The organism is Anaerostipes hadrus ATCC 29173 = JCM 17467 (assembly GCF_030296915.1).
Taxonomy (GTDB): domain Bacteria; phylum Bacillota; class Clostridia; order Lachnospirales; family Lachnospiraceae; genus Anaerostipes; species Anaerostipes hadrus.
Genome location: NZ_AP028031.1, coordinates 1,419,627 through 1,436,346 on the forward strand (window position 1 = coordinate 1,419,627; position 16,720 = coordinate 1,436,346).

Genomic DNA, 16,720 nt, shown 5'->3' on the forward strand with positions numbered 1-16,720 from the left:
CTTTGTACGAAAGGCAGAGCCCGTATCTTCGGTTCTGCCTTATATATTCTTTTATGAATCTTTTCTTACAAGGATCTGTTCAATCTCTGCAGCGTAAAGTACGTGATAATCCTTCTCTGGATACCACTGTTCATCTAAAGATTTATCAACAAATCCTTCTGGATCCATTGGCTGAGAATATAACTTCTTACAGATCAGTACGATCTTTGCTTCCTCAAAAAATGGAATTCCATTCGCATCTGTTGGTGTCAGACGTGTCTTCGCGATCTTGTCTTCATCTCTTCCAGATACACTTCCAAGATAGCTTAAATCCTTCTTAAAAGTATCATCATAGAAAGATAATGTAAATGATTCTGACTGGTCAATGAATTCTTTTGTATATCTTTGTGGTCTTAAGACTGTCACAGCGACATTCTTACCCCACATAACACCTAAACCACCCCATGAGGCAGTCATTGTGTTAACTTTTCCTTCCTGATTCTTTGCAGTAACAAGCATCCATTCCTTACCAATCAGGCGAAATACGCTTTGGTCGAAATCTTCTGGTGCCACGATCGCATATTCACTCATGCATGTTACCTCCTTTCTTGTAATTATTACTCATTATATATGATTTTGTCAAAAATGTCACGAACTAGTATAAGAAAGCATGATTTTATTTTAAACAATCTGCGATCTTATCAAGCGAAATGGTCGTAACTTCTCTTGTTTCCATATTTTTGACATTTCCTTCATTCTTCGCTAATTCGTCATCACCAATGATGATCGTATTCTTGGCATTCAGCTTATTTGCATATTTCATCTGTGCTTTTACGCTTCTTCCAAGATAATCTGTTTCTACGACAAATCCCTGATCACGAAGATCTACAACGATCTGGTAAGCTTTTGCTTTTGCTTCCTGTCCAAGAATTCCTACATAAAGGTCAATATCTCTTGTGCATGGAAGATCTACTTTCTCTTCTTCTAAGAAATAAAGGATTCTCTCTACACCCATACCAAATCCAACGGATGGCATAGAAATTTTTCCATCGATCTCATGAACAAGATTGTCGTAACGTCCACCACCACATAAAGTAAATCCATCTTCATTTACAAATTCGAATACGGTCTTTGTATAGTAGTCTAATCCACGAACGATTTCTGTATCAACTTCATATGGAATATTTAATGCATCTAACAGACTCTTTAATTCTTCAAAATGTGCTTTACATTCATCATCTAAATAGTCGATTGTTCTTGGTGCATCTTTGACGATCTCTTTGCATTCTGGAACTTTACAGTCAATGACACGTAATGGATTCTTTTCCATACGTTCTCTGCATGTAGGACATAAATGTTCTTCATGTTCTTTTAAATATGCTAATAATGCTTTGTTATATTCTTTTCTACAATTTTCACATCCAATGCTGTTGATGTGTAATTTTGCATCTTTTAACCCAATTTTCTTAATAAAAGTGGATACTAATGTGATCAGCTCTACTTCTGCTAATGGACTTTCCGCTCCGACAAATTCAACTCCGAACTGGTGGTGCTGTCTTAATCTTCCACTCTGTGGTTTTTCATAGCGGAATGCTGGTGTGATATAGAACATCTTGATCGGCTGTGGCTCATTTGCCAGACCATTCTGTAAATATGCACGGATCGCTCCTGCTGTTCCTTCTGGTTTTAATGAAATGCTTCTGTGTCCTTTATCTTCAAATGTATACATCTCTTTCTGGACAACGTCTGTTGTTTCTCCAACACCTCTCTGAAAAAGCTCTGTATGCTCAAATACTGGTGTGATGATCTCGTGAATATTATAGGATGCGCATAAATCTTTGAAAATATTCTCTAAATATGTGCGCTGGTCCATATCTTTTCCAAACCAGTCTTTTGTTCCTCTTGGTGCCTGTGTAATCATTCTTGTTCCTCCTCAAATAATTCATCCAGATTGCCTTTTTCCATCACAGTTTCCATAACTCCGTCTGAAAATGCGACTCTCTGGAATGCTAAAAATACTTTCATATCAAAATTCTTTACTTCATCGATCATGATATCAAGTGCAGTCTCAACATCAAATCCCTCTCTATAATCCCTGTTTGAGATCAATGCTCCGAAAATATCACATACATGCATGATCCTTCCAACTAATGGAATCTGTTTTCCTGTCAGATTATGTGGATAACCGGTGCCATCATAATGTTCATGATGATATAGAACTGCGTCTAAAACCGTCTGGTTATAATCGTAATCTGCAAGGATCGCATATCCAATGGATGGATGCATTCTCATATATCTTGTTTCGTCAACAGCCAGAATCTCATCTTCCACTTTCTCATTCATATAGAAATTAAGTCTTACTTTTCCAAGATCATGTAACATTCCTGCAACCGCAAGATCATAACACACTTCTTCTTGTAATCCTAATTCCTTGCCAACAAGATAAGCCAAATTACTGACAATGATACCATGACTGATCGTTTCTTTTATATCCGCATGGATCGGTGTCTCAATATCTGTTCGTCCATAACTGATTGCCATAATCAAACTCCTGTTTATATCATCTTTAATTCTTTTCTATGAATGATCTCATCAATTCGTGTAATGTATTGCTTTATATCTTTAAGATTTTCGATGCGGTCCACCTGATGGTCTTCCTGATGGACGATCTTTGAAGATGTACCAGCACCAACTGCTATAATATCATGTAATTCCTCCATAATCAAAATATTATAGAGACATTCTTTTCCTTTTTTTGAAAAACCGACATTCTCAAGGTTCCCTGGAATGTTTTTCTGCCGGTATAAATAATATGGTTCCATATTCATATCTCTTGCACATGAAGCGGCATAAGATACCATCTCTTCACTCGCTCCAAAGTGATATGTATCTTTCATTCGATTCAATCTCGATGAACGCTTGACTGCAAGTGCATGGACCGTTAAACTCTCTGGATCAAGTTTTTTGATCTCATCTAAAGTATAGGAAAGTTCTTCCATGCCCTCTTCTGGAAGCCCACAGATCATATCCATATTAATGTTATCGATCCCAGCCTGTCTCGCAAGATTAAATTTCTCTTTGATATCCTGTGCGAAATGATTTCTTCCAATGAGTTTTAATGTCTTATCGTTCATTGACTGTGGATTGATACTGATCCTTGTCACACCATATTTCTTTAGAATCTTTAATTTCTCGAAATTCAAGCTGTCTGGCCGTCCTGCTTCCACAGTGATCTCCTGGATCTTTGAAAATGGGAATCTCTTATTAACCTCATATAACAGATATTCCAGATCTTCTTCTTTTAAAGATGTTGGTGTTCCACCGCCAATATACATCGTCTGAAGTTCTTTGTGCGCATAAGTCTTCGCCACAAAATCCAGTTCTTTCAATAAAGCTTCAAGATAGTCTTGTACAATATTCTCAAATTGATCGATCGAATACGATGTAAAAGAACAGTACAAACATGTGCTTGGGCAAAATGGGATTCCTATATATAGACTGTATCCTTCTTTGTATGGAAATGCTTTTAGAAGTTCTTTCTCTTTCTGAACGGTTTCTGTACATAATCTTGCTTTTTCTTCGGATGCCAGATAATCCTTTTGAAATCTGTGAATGATCTCTTCACTGCTCTCACCCTTTTCATATCCATCAAAAGCAATCTTTGTCGGACGGATCCCAGTCAACGTTCCCCATGGAAGCTGTTTGTCTAATGCTTTGGAAAACAACTGATAAATTCCTTGTTTCATCCGGTTTTTAAAAATCTTCTTATTTTCATAATCACCAAATAACTGGATTTCATCTTCTAACTCGCCCTTTTTATATAGATTCATGACGATTTTCTGATCTTTATAATCCACATCCAGTATAAAATCATAGATAGAATCAACGTGATCCGTCAATTCTATCTTCTCTCCAAGCATAAATGCCAATATTAAACTTCGAATGTCATATTCATAAATGGTCTTGTTCTGAATTAATCCAATCATAATCTATTGCAGAAACGGATTGCATCTGCTTTCCTCCTCGATCGTCGTTGGTGGTGTATGACCGGATAGTACCTTTGTCCATGGTGGGAGTACGAATAATTTCTCTCTGATCGCTGTCAGAAGATCATTCAAATTGCCTGTCGGAAAGTCTGTTCTTCCAATGCTCATCTGGAACAGTGTATCTCCAGAGATCAGCCATCCATAATCTGCAAAATAATAACATACTCCACCTTTTGTATGTCCTGGAACATGGATACATTTTACCTTTGTTCCTAATACATCTATGATCTCTCCATCTTTCACCAGATGATTCGCTTTTAATGAGAGATCCATTCCCATCATCGCTCCGAGATTGAGCTGTGGATCTGCCAGAACATCTGCTTCATCTTCATAAAGATAGATATCAAGATCTGGTTTTTGTTCCATCAGATATGGAAGGGCCATTACATGATCAAAATGCCCATGTGTCAGACATACGCCTGCCAGTTCCATTCCATCTTCTTCTAATGTATTCATAATACGCTCTCCCTGATCTCCCGGATCAAAGACGAATGCCTGATTTGTTTTTGTATTCTCAACAATATAGCAGTTTGTCTGCATCTGCCCAAGACAGATCGTTACCATCTTAAGAGGTCTGTCAAGTCTTAATGTTGTTTCGCTCATATTTTCACCTATCCTGCTGTTCTTTCTATGTCGATCACGCCTTCTACATTCCTGATCTTCGCAATAATACGGTTCAACTGCTCTACGCCTGTAATATCAAAGGACATACTAAGCGTTGCTCTTCCTTTCTTATTGTTTGATACGTTGATCGTTATGATGTCAATATCTAATTCTAAGAAGATCTTTGATACTTCTGCTAACAATCCCTTTCGATTATTGGCATAAATATTGATCTCTGTCGTGTAAGTCTGTGTTGTATCTGCTTCACTTACCTGCCATTCAGCTTCAATAAGTCTTGCCCTGTCAGATTCTGGCATATTCAGAAGATTCACACAATCTGTTCTGTGAATCGAGATTCCTCGTCCTCTTGTAATAAATCCAACGATCTCATCTCCTGGTACTGGATTACAACACTTTGAAAAACGAACAGCAACATCATTCGCTCCACGTACAACAATTCCTCCTTTGGATTTCTCATCCTTTTTCTTCTCTGGATTCGATGCTGCCGCCTGTGCTGCTTCTGTTGTTTTCTGCAAGATCTGTTCATCCGTGATCTTTTGTTTCTGGATCTTACGGTCTTCTTCCTGCATCTTATTGATAACCTGGCCTTCTTTTAAACCACCATGTCCAACAGCTGCACATACAGAATCCCAGTCTTTAAATCCGTATTTTAGTTCAACCTTCTTAATGTATTCAGGTTTCATGAGTTCTGGGAGCCTGATGCTCTTGCTCTTACAGTATTTTTCTAACAGTTCTTTACCTCTGACGATATTCTCTTCCTTGAATTGTCGTTTAAACCACTGATTGATCTTACTTCTTGCCTGTGCTGATTTTACGATTCCTAACCAGTCTCTGCTAGGTCCTTTTGAATTCTGTGATGTAATGATCTCTACACGATCACCATTCTGCAAATGATAATCAAATGGTACCTGTCTTCCATTGACCCTGGCTCCAACCATCTTATTACCGACTGCACTATGGATTGAATATGCAAAATCGATCGGTGTCGAACCATTCGCAAGGTTTTTGACATCTCCATTCGGTGTAAAACAATATACCTGTTCTGCAAAGAGATCCAAGTTCGTCTTCAGCAAACTTAAAAACTCTTTATTATCATCCATATCACGCTGCCATTCCAGCACTTCTCTTAACCAGCTTAACTTCTCTTCCTCTTTGTTAAGTCCCTTGGTATTATTATTTTCTTTATATTTCCAATGGGCTGCGATACCATATTCAGCAACACGATGCATCTCAAATGTACGGATCTGAATCTCAAATGGATGTCCTTCTGGTCCGATCAATGTTGTGTGAAGTGACTGATACATATTCGGTTTTGGCATAGCGATATAATCCTTGAATCTTCCTGGGATCGGTTTATACATCTCATGAATGATCCCAAGTGCCGCATAACAGTCCTTAACCGTATCAACCTTGATCCGAACTGCAAATAAGTCATAAATCTGATCGATCGTCTTATGCTGATTGACCATCTTCTTATATATACTGAACATGTGTTTCACACGGCCATCAATCTCTGCCTTAATTCCAGCGCGGTCAATATGTCCTTTCACTTCGTCAACGATTTCCTGAATGAATGCTTCTCTTTCTTCCTTTGCAGAATCAAGAGAGCGTTCTAAATCTTCATAAACATCTGGTTTTAAATATCGAAGTGCCAGATCATCTAATTCAACTTTGATCTTGGAAATACCAAGACGATGTGCGATCGGTGCATAAATATCCATCGTCTCTCTGGATTTCTCTTTTTGCTTCTCTGGACGCATAAACTGCATGGTACGCATATTATGCAAACGGTCAGCAAGTTTGATCAGGATCACTCGGATATCTTTTGCCATTGCAAGAAACATCTTTCGTAAGTTCTCCGCCTGAACTTCGATCTTGTCTTTGGAATAGCTTAATTGTCCTAACTTTGTTACGCCATCAACTAACTGGGCAACTTCTTCCCCAAAATCTCTTACAATATCTTCATGGGTTGTTTCCGTGTCTTCTACTACATCATGAAGCAGTCCTGCCATAATCGTTTCTTTATCAAGTTCTAATTCTGCCAATATGATTGCAACACAAATAGGATGAATGATATATGGCTCTCCAGACTTTCGTTTCTGTTTCTCATGTGCCTTATATGCTACTTTATAGGCACGTTCTACAGCCTCAATATCTTCTTCATCATAAATGCTTTGCATGGTTGTGATCAGCTGTCGTTTCAGTTCCTCCGGCGGTGTGAAACTATCTGGACTGCTGATATCCTTCTTTACACGATTAATGTTTGTTCTGCTTTCTTGTTTCATGCACGGATACCTCTTGTTTCTTTTGATTATTTTTTAAGCTTTGATTCGCAGTAAATACAGCGATATACTTGGTGTTCTCTGTCTGTCAATTTAAACACATGATCGATTTCTTGTTCTACAGATGTAATACATCTTGGATTCTTGCATTTTGCAATATTCACGATCTTCTCTGGAAGTTCTACTTTGTGTTTGGACTTTACACTGCCATTTTCAATGACACATACCGTAACTTCTGGATCTATATAACCTAAAACATCAAAGTTCACTTCAAATGCATCTGAAATCTTAATGATATCTTTCTTGCCCATTTTGCTGCTTTTTACATTCTTAATGATCGCAACACTGCAATCTAACTGATCTAATCCAAGACTATTATAAATCTGCATTCCGCGTCCTGCACGGATATGATCTAATACGATTCCATTCTTAATGCTATCAATGTTCATCTGCACTTACCCCCAGTAATTCCATGATCAATGCCATTCTTACATGTTTTCCATTCAATACCTGTTTGAAATAGCAGGCTCTTGGATCGTTATCAACTTTTACAGAAATCTCATTCACACGAGGTAATGGATGTAAAATAGAAAGATCCTTCTTGGCGATCTTTAATTTATCCATATCTAAGATATAGCTATCCTTCAATCTTACATAATCAGCTTCATTAAAGAAACGTTCTCTCTGTACTCGTGTCATATAAAGAATGTCAAGCTGTGGCATCACATCTTCCATCTTATCAACTTCTGTAAATGTGATTCCTTTCTTCTCAAAAACATCTTTCTTCAGATACTCTGGAATCTGGAGTTCTTCTGGAGAAATTAAAATATAATTGATTCCTTCATATCTTGATAATGCTTTGATCAGAGAATGCACTGTTCGTCCAAATTTTAAATCTCCACAAAATCCAATCGTGAAATTACTTAAACGTCCCTTTTCTCTTCGAATTGTTAAAAGGTCTGTCAATGTCTGTGTTGGATGATTATGACCACCGTCTCCTGCATTGATCACAGGGATATTTACATACTGTGACGCTACATATGGTGCTCCTTCCTTTGGATGACGCATCGCAATGATATCTGCATAACATTCAATGACTCTTGCTGTATCTGCAACACTTTCTCCTTTAGATGCAGATGATGAATCAGCAGAAGAAAATCCAAGAACACTTCCCCCTAATTCAAGCATTGCTGCTTCAAAGCTTAATCTTGTTCTTGTACTTGGTTCAAAGAACAGCGTTGCTAATTTCTTGTGTTTGCACACTTCCTGATACTTCTCAGGATTCTTTTCGATGTCATCAGCGCGGTCTAATAATCTATCAATATCTTCCACGCTTAAATCCATCGGATCAATCAAATGTCTCATTACATATTCCTCCTAATGGTTTGTCCTACCTTCAATTCTACATTTTTAGGCACCTAGTGTCAATTCTTTACTTCTGATTTTAGACGAAGAACGCCCTTGTCTACCATAAAGACTGGTCGATACGATAATTTTGACTTTCTAAGTCCCTCTTCTCCAGCATCGTCTTCTCTGTTCACATATTTGAAATCTTCCATCTCATGGATCACAAACTGTTGATTGATCATCGGATAAGCTCCTTGGATATCTGCAAAAGCTTTTTCAATATGAACGATAAATGTATCTTCATTTGATGCACGTTCGCCGATTGAAAATCCTACGACCTTTCCTTCCGCACGCAGAACACCTCCGACAAGTCCTAATTCTTTATAATTGATCACACAATTTTTAGAAACGCAGATCTCGTCATGTTTCTCTATATCTTCTGGATCACAATTTTGCATCTTCCATTCCATCAGCATTGCCAGTACTTCTAACTGATTTTCATCGGAAAGTGGTTCATAGGACCATTCATGATTTTCTTTAAAACGATTGATATGATTTCTCTTTCCATGAAGTTTCTTTCCTGATAATGTTGCGAGTTTTTCTCTGTCATAAATATATTCTGAGATATCTCTGTCATATTCAATCTCATAAATATCTCCAAATATCTCACGAAACTCTTCTTCCATCTCATGAGTTACACCATGTAATACAAACGGAATCTTTTTTTCTTTGCAATCATCCATAAAATATTGCAATACTTTCTTTTTATCTCCTTTTCCAAGTGGATAACAAAAAGAACCTCCCTCCTCATCAGTATGAGATACAAATAATCCATCTATGATCGCATACTTTACTTGATAAAAAGGACTCCATAAAATAATATTCGCTGTTGCATAATCACAACTTCTTGTATCATCTGCTAAGATACATCGATCAATTTCTTCCTTATCTTCAATTGTTGGTGTTTTAAACTCCATCTTTATCAACTCCATTCTAGTGTTTTCTCGTAATATTTTTATTTGTGATATGGCTGATGATTCAAAATCCGATAAGCACGATAAATCTGTTCTAATATGATCGTGCCTGCAAGCGAACCACTTTGTGTAAATGACGATACATGAAATGGCTTTGCTTCCTCTGATCCTAAATCTCCAATATAAAAATGAAACTTTGAAATTCCCTGTACAGAACTCTCATTAATCAGCTGTGCAAGCCCCGGACTTGTCATACTGTCTCTTCCAGGCAGGATATGATAATGTTCTCCCGGTTCTTTTAATATTTTCTCTACTTGTTTTGCATTCTTCTTATATACTACAGAAACTTTCGCGTATGCACCAAGACGTTTTAGATACTCACCCATTGCTTCCTGATACATCTTAGGATCCTGTGATTTCTTCTGCAGAATATAAATTTCAAATTTCATCATATCTTTTAATTTCCTTCAAAAAATTGTTTTAATTTTTTATCTTGTTTTAAAGCCAGCTCATATCTTTTGTTGATCTGTTTTGTAAGTTTTTTAATTTCTTTGCTATTCTGGCTTTCTTTTTTTGCATCTGTGATCTCATCCGTATCATGTTTTTGATTATTATAGATACAGAATGTATCCCCTTTCTTCATCACATAATACGATGTCATCCCCGGTGCAAGTGTTTTAATCTTGCGGATCTTCATCTCATATGTTACATAAACGATATAGGATTCATCGTCTGCTCCTTGTTTGATCAGATATGTAAGATTCTTATATTTCTTCACATACTGATGGATTGCCTTTTGATCCTCAGTTAATTCATTCGTATCTTCTACCATATTCTTAAGATTTTCTAGATCATTTTTCTGAACTCTCTCATAATATGTTTTCATAAAATCCTCAACTGCTTTTTTCTCAGTCTCTGAATCTTCCTTCTTCGTTTCCGCTGCATCATTTGTTTCTCTGATCACGCCTTGTGAGGTATTCTTTTGTGTTGTTTGTTGAAAAATCTTTTCATTTGTAAGTCGTTCTTGTTTCATCTGGTCCAATTTCGCATATGCCAAAAAAGCTGCAATAAAAAATAAGATCCAGCTTGTAATGATAACAACAATTGTAGATTTTCTAAGCTTCACGCACATCCCTCCAATCCACCTACAGCAAATTTACAGTATATTATACCTTACCTTGCGAAGCAAGTCCAGTCCGAAGGACTATGCATTCACGAATGCCCTGCGGGTATACCTTATCGAGCGGAGCGAGTCCAGTCCGACCCCAAAATATCTCTTGCTATTTTTTTGAATATGTTGTAATATAATATAGCTTATGTACCAGTAACTCAGTGGATAGAGTGGCAGCCTCCGAAGCTGTTGGCCGCGGGTTCGACTCCCGCCTGGTGCATGCTTTATCTAGATAAAATCAACGAATACAATTTAATATCGTCTTATAAGAGACTATAGATTTTACTGTTTCTGATTATTAAACAGCAAGGTCTATCGTCTCTTTTTTTGTTATTAAGGAGGAATCATTTTATGGATCAGATGTATATGAAAGAAAAACCAATTTTACCATTATTACTATCAATGGCTCTGCCAATGGTAATCTCAATGTTTGTAAACTCATTGTATAACATCATTGACAGTATTTTCGTTGCCAAGATCAGTGAAGATGCAATGACTGCATTATCTCTTGTATACCCAGTACAAAATCTTATCAACTCAATTGCGGTTGGATTCGGTGTTGGAATTAATGCAGTCATTGCAATGTTTCTTGGTGCAGGAAAAGCAAAGGAAGCCAATAAAGCTGCAACTCAGGGATTGTTTTTAAATGTCATTCATGGAATTCTGCTTACAATCGTTGGATTAATGATCATGCCATCATTTCTTGCAATGTTTACGAATGATCAAACTGTTATTGGGATGGGATTACAATATTCAACAATTATATTAATGTTTTCAACAATCATTATGGTAAGTATTTCTTTTGAAAAGATTTTTCAGGCAGTTGGAAATATGGTGATCACTATGCTCTCTTTAATGACTGGCTGTATTGTAAATATCATATTAGACCCGCTTTTGATCTTTGGAATCGGATTCTTCCCCAAACTTGGAATTCAGGGTGCAGCACTTGCAACAGGTATCGGTCAAAGCAGTACACTGATCATTTATCTTCTTGTTTATGTATTACGCCCAATTCATGTGAAAATCAGAAAAGATTACTTAAAGCTGGAAGCTGTTTACGTTAAGCGCTTATATGCAATCGGAATTCCAGCAACTTTAAATATGGCACTGCCATCTTTCTTAGTATCTGCTTTAAATGCGATCTTAGCATCATTTTCGCAAACATATGTTGTTGTGCTTGGTGTTTATTACAAATTACAAACATTCTTATATCTAACAGCAAATGGAATGATCCAGGGAATGCGTCCGATCATGAGTTATAATTATGGAGCAAAGGAATCAGCTCGTGTTCGTAAGATTTATCTTATGACGTTTGAGATTGTTGTTGGAATCATGGCTGTTGGAACGGTTATTTGTTTTGTGATGCCACAGACACTGATGAGTATGTTTACAAGTAATCCTGAAACATTGACAGAAGGTGTGATCGCACTCCATATTATCTGTGCAGGATTTATAGCTTCTTCCGTTTCTGTTGTTTCTGCAGGTGCGTTTGAAGCGTTAGGAAAAGGTATCCAGTCTTTTTTGATTTCATTTTTACGTTATGTTGTAGTGATCATTCCTGCTGCATTTGTATTAAGCAAAACAGTTGGAGTGCATGGTGTATGGCATGCTTTCTGGATTGCTGAAATCATTACAGCTGTAATAGCTTTTATTCTTTATTACCAGTTGATCGGAAAATCAGGAAAAAATTAACTAAATTTTGACAGATTGTAAAGAAACGCTTACAATAAACAAAAAGAAAAAAGGAGAGTAAAGTTTATGGGACATATATCAACCGTTGAAGTTCGTTATGCAGAAACAGATCAGATGGGAATTGCTCATCACAGCAACTATGCCGTCTGGTTTGAAGTTGCCAGAACTGATTTTATCAAGGCTGCTGGCATTTCTTATACAGATGTAGAAAAAGAAGGAATCATCACTCCATTAACGAGTCTTGAATGTAAATACAAAAAAGCAGCTTTCTATGAAGACCAGTTACAGATTCATGCAAGTCTTACAAAGCTGTCTCCGGTTCGTCTGGAATTCTCTTATAAGGTTACAAGAGGTGGGGACCTGATCGCTACTGGAAAAACAACACATGGTATGGTGACAAAAGATTTAAAACCGATCAACGTAAAAAAAGAACATCCGGAAATTTACCGAATGTTCGAAAATGCTTTGGATTAAAGATAACTTAACTGCTCAATTAGAATTAACCGCATTAGTTGATGTGGAAATGTCATTCTACTGAAACTTAATTTTAATTTTCCTTTGGATACAACCTTTGGTGATAATCCGAGGGAACCACCAATAATAAATGTAATATTGTTTATGGACTCCTTGTTCCACTGATCCCATTTCTTCTGGAATTGTTCGGTGGAGTAAGGAGTTCCTTCTATACAGAGAGGAATTACGAAAGATCCTTCTGGAATCTTATCAAGAATTCTTTGACCTTCAATTTCTTTAATCTTTGATTCCTCTTTGTCACTGGCATTATCTGGTGTTTTCTCATCAGGGAGTTCTATGATCTCAAAATTATATTTTTTACGGATGATCTTTGTGTAATGATCGATCAGTTCTCTTAAATATGTTTCTTTAATTTTTCCGACACAGATCATTTGGATTTTCATGTGTTTCGATACCTTTCTTTATAACTTAATCAGCAATTCCCAATAGCCTTTGTGACTGCTGCCAATTCGTCTAATTGCCTCTTGTTTTTTCATCTTATTTAAATAATATTTTACTCTATCCACTGTCCATCCTAATTCCATTGCTATTTCTTTCTGACTTAATGCTGGATTATTTTGAATCACTTGTAAAATTTCGTGATCATTTTTGGTTAATTTTATCGTAGTTTGGGTAGTAATTTGGGTAGTAGTTTGGGTAGTAGTTTGGGTAGTAGTTTGGGTAGTAGTTTGGGTAGTAGTTTGGGTAGTTTTTGATTTTTCTTCTCTTCGATACATATTCACTCTAAAATCACCATCAAAATCAATTAATTCTGGTTTTTTAAGACCATATTCTTTACATTCCCTAAGAATTCTTGGTATTCCGGTTCCCCATTTTTCGATAATTTTCATATACGCAAATGCATTGGCTATCGCTGGATTTCTTAGTCTTGAATACCCTTCAATCATTTTCTTTATTGATACCGTATTTAAAAGCATACCAGGTGATGTTACCTCTAATCGATCATCAAATATCGCTACCTGTATATTACCTGGTTCCAGATAATTACGATGAGCAACTGCATTGGCTATTAGTTCCCTTACACTATTTATTGGAAGTTCATAAACATCTTGCCGATATATTCCTTTAATCTGCATACCCATATTAATCTTTTCTAACACATACTGAAAAGCTAATTGTACCTGATCTTGAATCGGTCCGCTGAACTCTCTGCGATCCACAAAATAAGCTCTTGTTTTCCCTTTAAATACTGCACATTGAATTGTTGGTTGAATTTGCATTTTCCCTGTCAATAATGCATAAGCATTAGTAGGAATAATTTTTCCATTATCTTCTTTCAAAATTCCCCACGTAATCAATATATTCTTTGTAACATCACGTATTGCTGCTTTCTCTTCATCATTCCATGTATTTTCAATTGCTATTTTTTTCATTTTGTCACATAAATCTTTTATGTCATCTTCATTAATTTCAAGATATTCACATGGCTCATTATCAAAATATCTATTTTGACCTTCCAGAATTAATTCTTTCAGCATATATCCTTCCGCATGTCTTGATGTACCAGCTACACGTACATAGGTTCCATCTACAAGTCCTTTGTTTTTTATATAATATGGACGCATCGGTCCCGGATGAATCTCTACTACTATAATCGTCTTGTCATCAATTGATTGCAACGTTACATCTGGATAAATTTTAGGCTCACAGCTATCTGAAATAGCATTTGTAATAGCATCCATTGTCTGAAAAATCGTATCAGGATTCATACCAACGATATTTAATGTCTTGTCATCAACACCAAAAACAATACGTCCTCCTCTGCCATTTGCAAAAGCTACTACTGTTTTCATATATTTTTCACTTTTTTTGGGCATTTCAACTTTATATTCAATATTTATTGACTCTCCTGAAAACAATTTATTTTTCAATATAACTTCTCCTATCATTATGCATCAAAAATATACTTAATACTATATAAATATGTTTTGAATCATATCATACAATTTTGACATTTACAATATAATTTTCTCATCTTACATAAAAGTGTAGCACATTTCCATAACCCCATCAAACTTCACTCATACAATGACAAGAACCCTCTTTTCATCTGCAATAGATACTTTATTGCAAAAAACATTTTTATGTACTAAAATTGAAATAATAAAATTATTAAACGAGGCAACTAACAATGATTGAAATCCGAAAATTTAAACCCGATGATACAGATGCAGCAGTCAAGATCTGGAACGAAGTTATTGACGACGGCGTTGCCTTTCCTCAGTTAGATGACTTAGATCATGAAAGTGGTCTTGCTTTCTTTGAAGAACAGACATATACCGGGATCGCTGTTGATTCTGATACAAATGAAATTGTCGGACTTTATATTTTACATCCAAATAATGTTGGAAGATGCGGCCATATCTGTAATGCAAGTTATGCAGTTTCTTCTGCTCACAGAGGAAAACAGATTGGTGAATTTCTGGTCACTGACTGTATAAAACGCGCTCCTGAATTTGATTTTAAGATCCTTCAGTTTAATGCAGTTGTTGCAAGTAATAAGGCAGCTTTACATCTATACAAAAAACTTGGATTTATCCAGCTTGGTATCATTCCAAAAGGATTTTTATTAAAAGATGGCACTTATGAAGATATCATTCCTCATTATCTAACTTTGATCCATTCTTGATCTTCTTTTTTCTCAAAGCTGCCATCTCCGATTCCTAATGCAGATTTTGCTAACATATCAGCATAATCATTATATTTATCATTAGAATGTCCTTTCACTTTCACGAACTTGATCTGCACATATTGTTTCATTTCTTCGTAAATTCGCTGATAAGCCTGTGTTCCTTCTTTTTTTGCTGCCCATTCTCCTGTGCACCATTTCTGGATCCCTTCATAATCATAATGAATCGCCAGCTTTTTATAGCCATTTTCTTTTGCAAAACGCATGGCTGCTTCAGAACCTTTGATCTCGCCTGCTACATTGCGCATGGTTGCTAATTCTTCATCCGCATAAGGATATGCAAAATAACGTTCTACCCCATCATGCATTAATACCATACCATAAGAAAATCTCTTCTGAGAATGATCATAACTTCCATCAACATATGCAACTAATGTATCTTCATCAATCTGCATTAATTCATTTGCATCGGGATTTAAGAACGCTTCTGCTTCTGCCTTTGTCTTAAATCCTTTGTATCTTGCATTTGGGAATCCCATGACCTGTGCTTTACATGCATCCCATGACATATAAATTCCTGGTTTTCTTCCTTTTTTTACTGCGTAAAATTTTCCTGCCATATATTTCCTCTTATTTCTTTAATAGTCTTAATCCTTATATTATAATTTTCTTTGAAAAGAAAAAATCCTGCATTGCAGGATTTTCCCTAACCTTATGATTCTAGTCGTTATCTCTTCCACCAAATAAAATGACCAGACGAAGCAAGCTCAGAAGTGCTGATGCTGCACCTGCTACATATGTCAGTGCAGCTGCTGATAAAACCTTCCTTGTCTGCCCCACTTCATCTTCGTACATGATCCCTGTACTTCCAAGAATTCGTAACGCTCTTGAAGATGCATTAAATTCCACCGGAAGTGTTACTAATTGAAAGATCACCGCTAATGAAAATAATAAAATTCCAACATTCAATAATGTCTGATTCATTCCAAGAATCACTCCACCTAGAATAAACAACCAGGAAAGATTGGATCCAAGATTTACAGCTGGAACCATAGCCCCACGGATCTTCAATGGTGCATATCCTTGCTGATGCTGTACAGCGTGCCCACACTCATGGGCTGCAACACCGATCGCTGCGATCGAATCAGATCCATAAGTTGCATCTGATAATCTTAATACTTTATTCTTTGGATCATAATGATCTGTAAGGTTCCCGCTGACACGTTCTACCGAAACATCGTAAATTCCTGCCTGGTTTAAAATACGTTCAGCAGCCTGAGAACCCGTCAGTCCGCAATGACAACGGACTCTTGAATATCTTCGAAACGTTGAATTCATCTTGGAAGATGCGATCATCGTGATGATCACTCCGATGATGATCAAAATATACGTTGGGTCAAAATAATAACCATAACCGTATGGATACATAAATATCTCCCTTC

General features: G+C 36.5%; 18 protein-coding genes and 1 tRNA gene. 4 read left to right on the forward strand and 15 right to left on the reverse strand.

Annotation, left to right across the window (positions count from 1 at the left end; all coding sequences use genetic code 11):
* Window positions 1-51 precede the first annotated feature (51 nt).
* The 11 genes from QUE18_RS06960 to QUE18_RS07010 all read right to left on the reverse strand — a co-directional run bounded on the left by QUE18_RS06960 (window position 52) and on the right by QUE18_RS07010 (window position 10,384).
* A complete protein-coding gene (locus QUE18_RS06960) occupies window positions 52-570 on the reverse strand; it encodes a flavin reductase family protein (RefSeq protein WP_008391060.1) in 519 nt (172 codons plus the stop codon).
* A gap of 85 nt (window positions 571-655) precedes the next feature.
* Window positions 656-1,900, reverse strand: coding sequence for a histidine--tRNA ligase (gene hisS / locus QUE18_RS06965; RefSeq protein ID WP_009203359.1), 1,245 nt, complete (start codon window positions 1,898-1,900; stop codon window positions 656-658).
* Entirely contained in the window at window positions 1,897-2,520 is a 624-nt protein-coding gene (locus QUE18_RS06970; RefSeq protein ID WP_009203358.1) for an HD-GYP domain-containing protein, read from the reverse strand. Before QUE18_RS06970 ends, hisS begins: the two co-directional genes overlap by 4 nt.
* 14 nt (window positions 2,521-2,534) lie before the next feature.
* The gene (gene hemZ, locus QUE18_RS06975; protein ID WP_009203357.1) at window positions 2,535-3,965 is read right to left on the reverse strand and encodes a coproporphyrinogen dehydrogenase HemZ; all 1,431 of its coding nucleotides are present in this window, start codon (window positions 3,963-3,965) and stop codon (window positions 2,535-2,537) included.
* Between the two features lie 3 nt (window positions 3,966-3,968).
* On the reverse strand, window positions 3,969-4,628 hold the full coding sequence (locus QUE18_RS06980; RefSeq protein WP_009203356.1) for an MBL fold metallo-hydrolase: 660 nt from the start codon (window positions 4,626-4,628) through the stop codon (window positions 3,969-3,971).
* Window positions 4,629-4,636: 8 nt separating this feature from the next.
* Entirely contained in the window at window positions 4,637-6,934 is a 2,298-nt protein-coding gene (locus QUE18_RS06985) for a RelA/SpoT family protein (protein WP_009203355.1), read from the reverse strand.
* 26 nt (window positions 6,935-6,960) lie between these two features.
* Window positions 6,961-7,380: an aspartate carbamoyltransferase regulatory subunit gene (locus QUE18_RS06990; protein ID WP_008391072.1), complete on the reverse strand. Its 420-nt coding sequence runs from the start codon at window positions 7,378-7,380 to the stop codon at window positions 6,961-6,963.
* Complete coding sequence (gene pyrB / locus QUE18_RS06995; protein ID WP_009203354.1) at window positions 7,370-8,296, reverse strand: aspartate carbamoyltransferase; 927 nt, start codon at window positions 8,294-8,296, stop codon at window positions 7,370-7,372. The genes QUE18_RS06990 and pyrB overlap by 11 nt, the downstream gene beginning before the upstream one ends.
* Window positions 8,297-8,355: 59 nt before the next feature.
* Window positions 8,356-9,270, reverse strand: a complete 915-nt coding sequence (locus QUE18_RS07000) for a DUF2156 domain-containing protein (RefSeq protein ID WP_009203353.1) — start codon at window positions 9,268-9,270, stop codon at window positions 8,356-8,358.
* Between the two features lie 23 nt (window positions 9,271-9,293).
* The gene (locus tag QUE18_RS07005; protein ID WP_009264847.1) at window positions 9,294-9,704 is read right to left on the reverse strand and encodes a 23S rRNA (pseudouridine(1915)-N(3))-methyltransferase RlmH; all 411 of its coding nucleotides are present in this window, start codon (window positions 9,702-9,704) and stop codon (window positions 9,294-9,296) included.
* Window positions 9,705-9,709: 5 nt separating this feature from the next.
* On the reverse strand, window positions 9,710-10,384 hold the full coding sequence (locus QUE18_RS07010) for a hypothetical protein (protein WP_008391080.1): 675 nt from the start codon (window positions 10,382-10,384) through the stop codon (window positions 9,710-9,712).
* Window positions 10,385-10,570: 186 nt separating this feature from the next.
* On the opposite strand from QUE18_RS07010, the gene QUE18_RS07015 reads away from it, so the two are divergent.
* From QUE18_RS07015 to QUE18_RS07025, 3 genes are all read left to right on the forward strand, one after another.
* Window positions 10,571-10,643, forward strand: a tRNA-Arg gene (locus tag QUE18_RS07015).
* Window positions 10,644-10,774: 131 nt separating this feature from the next.
* Complete coding sequence (locus tag QUE18_RS07020; RefSeq protein WP_009203351.1) at window positions 10,775-12,115, forward strand: MATE family efflux transporter; 1,341 nt, start codon at window positions 10,775-10,777, stop codon at window positions 12,113-12,115.
* 66 nt (window positions 12,116-12,181) lie between these two features.
* On the forward strand, window positions 12,182-12,589 hold the full coding sequence (locus tag QUE18_RS07025; RefSeq protein ID WP_008391084.1) for an acyl-CoA thioesterase: 408 nt from the start codon (window positions 12,182-12,184) through the stop codon (window positions 12,587-12,589).
* Here QUE18_RS07025 and rlmH read toward each other — a convergent pair.
* Together rlmH and QUE18_RS07035 are read right to left on the reverse strand one after the other, a co-directional pair.
* Complete coding sequence (gene rlmH, locus QUE18_RS07030) at window positions 12,586-13,032, reverse strand: 23S rRNA (pseudouridine(1915)-N(3))-methyltransferase RlmH (RefSeq protein WP_008391085.1); 447 nt, start codon at window positions 13,030-13,032, stop codon at window positions 12,586-12,588. The genes QUE18_RS07025 and rlmH overlap by 4 nt on opposite strands.
* 18 nt (window positions 13,033-13,050) lie before the next feature.
* Window positions 13,051-14,520 (reverse strand): ATP-binding protein, encoded by a 1,470-nt coding sequence (locus QUE18_RS07035; RefSeq protein ID WP_245193714.1) that lies wholly within the window; start codon window positions 14,518-14,520, stop codon window positions 13,051-13,053.
* A gap of 260 nt (window positions 14,521-14,780) precedes the next feature.
* Here QUE18_RS07035 and QUE18_RS07040 point away from each other — a divergent pair, with 260 nt between their 5' ends.
* Window positions 14,781-15,278, forward strand: a complete 498-nt coding sequence (locus QUE18_RS07040) for a GNAT family N-acetyltransferase (RefSeq protein ID WP_009203349.1) — start codon at window positions 14,781-14,783, stop codon at window positions 15,276-15,278.
* On the opposite strand, the gene QUE18_RS07045 is transcribed toward QUE18_RS07040, so the two are convergent.
* Window positions 15,254-15,898, reverse strand: a complete 645-nt coding sequence (locus QUE18_RS07045) for a ribonuclease H1 domain-containing protein (RefSeq protein ID WP_009203348.1) — start codon at window positions 15,896-15,898, stop codon at window positions 15,254-15,256. The genes QUE18_RS07040 and QUE18_RS07045 overlap by 25 nt on opposite strands.
* A gap of 100 nt (window positions 15,899-15,998) precedes the next feature.
* Complete coding sequence (locus tag QUE18_RS07050) at window positions 15,999-16,706, reverse strand: zinc metallopeptidase (RefSeq protein WP_009203347.1); 708 nt, start codon at window positions 16,704-16,706, stop codon at window positions 15,999-16,001.
* Between the last annotated feature and the right edge of the window lie 14 nt (window positions 16,707-16,720).

What these genes read in the sequence shown, in the direction of transcription:
- pyrB (WP_009203354.1), bottom strand. Translation starts at nt 8,296, where the DNA reads ATGAGACATTTGATTGATCCGATGGATTTAAGCGTGGAAGATATTGAT.
- rlmH (WP_008391085.1), bottom strand. Translation starts at nt 13,032, where the DNA reads ATGAAAATCCAAATGATCTGTGTCGGAAAAATTAAAGAAACATATTTA.
- hemZ (WP_009203357.1), bottom strand. Translation starts at nt 3,965, where the DNA reads ATGATTGGATTAATTCAGAACAAGACCATTTATGAATATGACATTCGA.
- QUE18_RS07025 (WP_008391084.1), top strand. Translation starts at nt 12,182, where the DNA reads ATGGGACATATATCAACCGTTGAAGTTCGTTATGCAGAAACAGATCAG.
- QUE18_RS07050 (WP_009203347.1), bottom strand. Translation starts at nt 16,706, where the DNA reads ATGTATCCATACGGTTATGGTTATTATTTTGACCCAACGTATATTTTG.
- QUE18_RS06980 (WP_009203356.1), bottom strand. Translation starts at nt 4,628, where the DNA reads ATGAGCGAAACAACATTAAGACTTGACAGACCTCTTAAGATGGTAACG.
- QUE18_RS06970 (WP_009203358.1), bottom strand. Translation starts at nt 2,520, where the DNA reads ATGGCAATCAGTTATGGACGAACAGATATTGAGACACCGATCCATGCG.
- QUE18_RS07045 (WP_009203348.1), bottom strand. Translation starts at nt 15,898, where the DNA reads ATGGCAGGAAAATTTTACGCAGTAAAAAAAGGAAGAAAACCAGGAATT.
- hisS (WP_009203359.1), bottom strand. Translation starts at nt 1,900, where the DNA reads ATGATTACACAGGCACCAAGAGGAACAAAAGACTGGTTTGGAAAAGAT.
- QUE18_RS07000 (WP_009203353.1), bottom strand. Translation starts at nt 9,270, where the DNA reads ATGGAGTTGATAAAGATGGAGTTTAAAACACCAACAATTGAAGATAAG.
- QUE18_RS07020 (WP_009203351.1), top strand. Translation starts at nt 10,775, where the DNA reads ATGGATCAGATGTATATGAAAGAAAAACCAATTTTACCATTATTACTA.
- QUE18_RS06990 (WP_008391072.1), bottom strand. Translation starts at nt 7,380, where the DNA reads ATGAACATTGATAGCATTAAGAATGGAATCGTATTAGATCATATCCGT.
- QUE18_RS07005 (WP_009264847.1), bottom strand. Translation starts at nt 9,704, where the DNA reads ATGATGAAATTTGAAATTTATATTCTGCAGAAGAAATCACAGGATCCT.
- QUE18_RS07040 (WP_009203349.1), top strand. Translation starts at nt 14,781, where the DNA reads ATGATTGAAATCCGAAAATTTAAACCCGATGATACAGATGCAGCAGTC.
- QUE18_RS07010 (WP_008391080.1), bottom strand. Translation starts at nt 10,384, where the DNA reads ATGTGCGTGAAGCTTAGAAAATCTACAATTGTTGTTATCATTACAAGC.
- QUE18_RS06960 (WP_008391060.1), bottom strand. Translation starts at nt 570, where the DNA reads ATGAGTGAATATGCGATCGTGGCACCAGAAGATTTCGACCAAAGCGTA.
- QUE18_RS06985 (WP_009203355.1), bottom strand. Translation starts at nt 6,934, where the DNA reads ATGAAACAAGAAAGCAGAACAAACATTAATCGTGTAAAGAAGGATATC.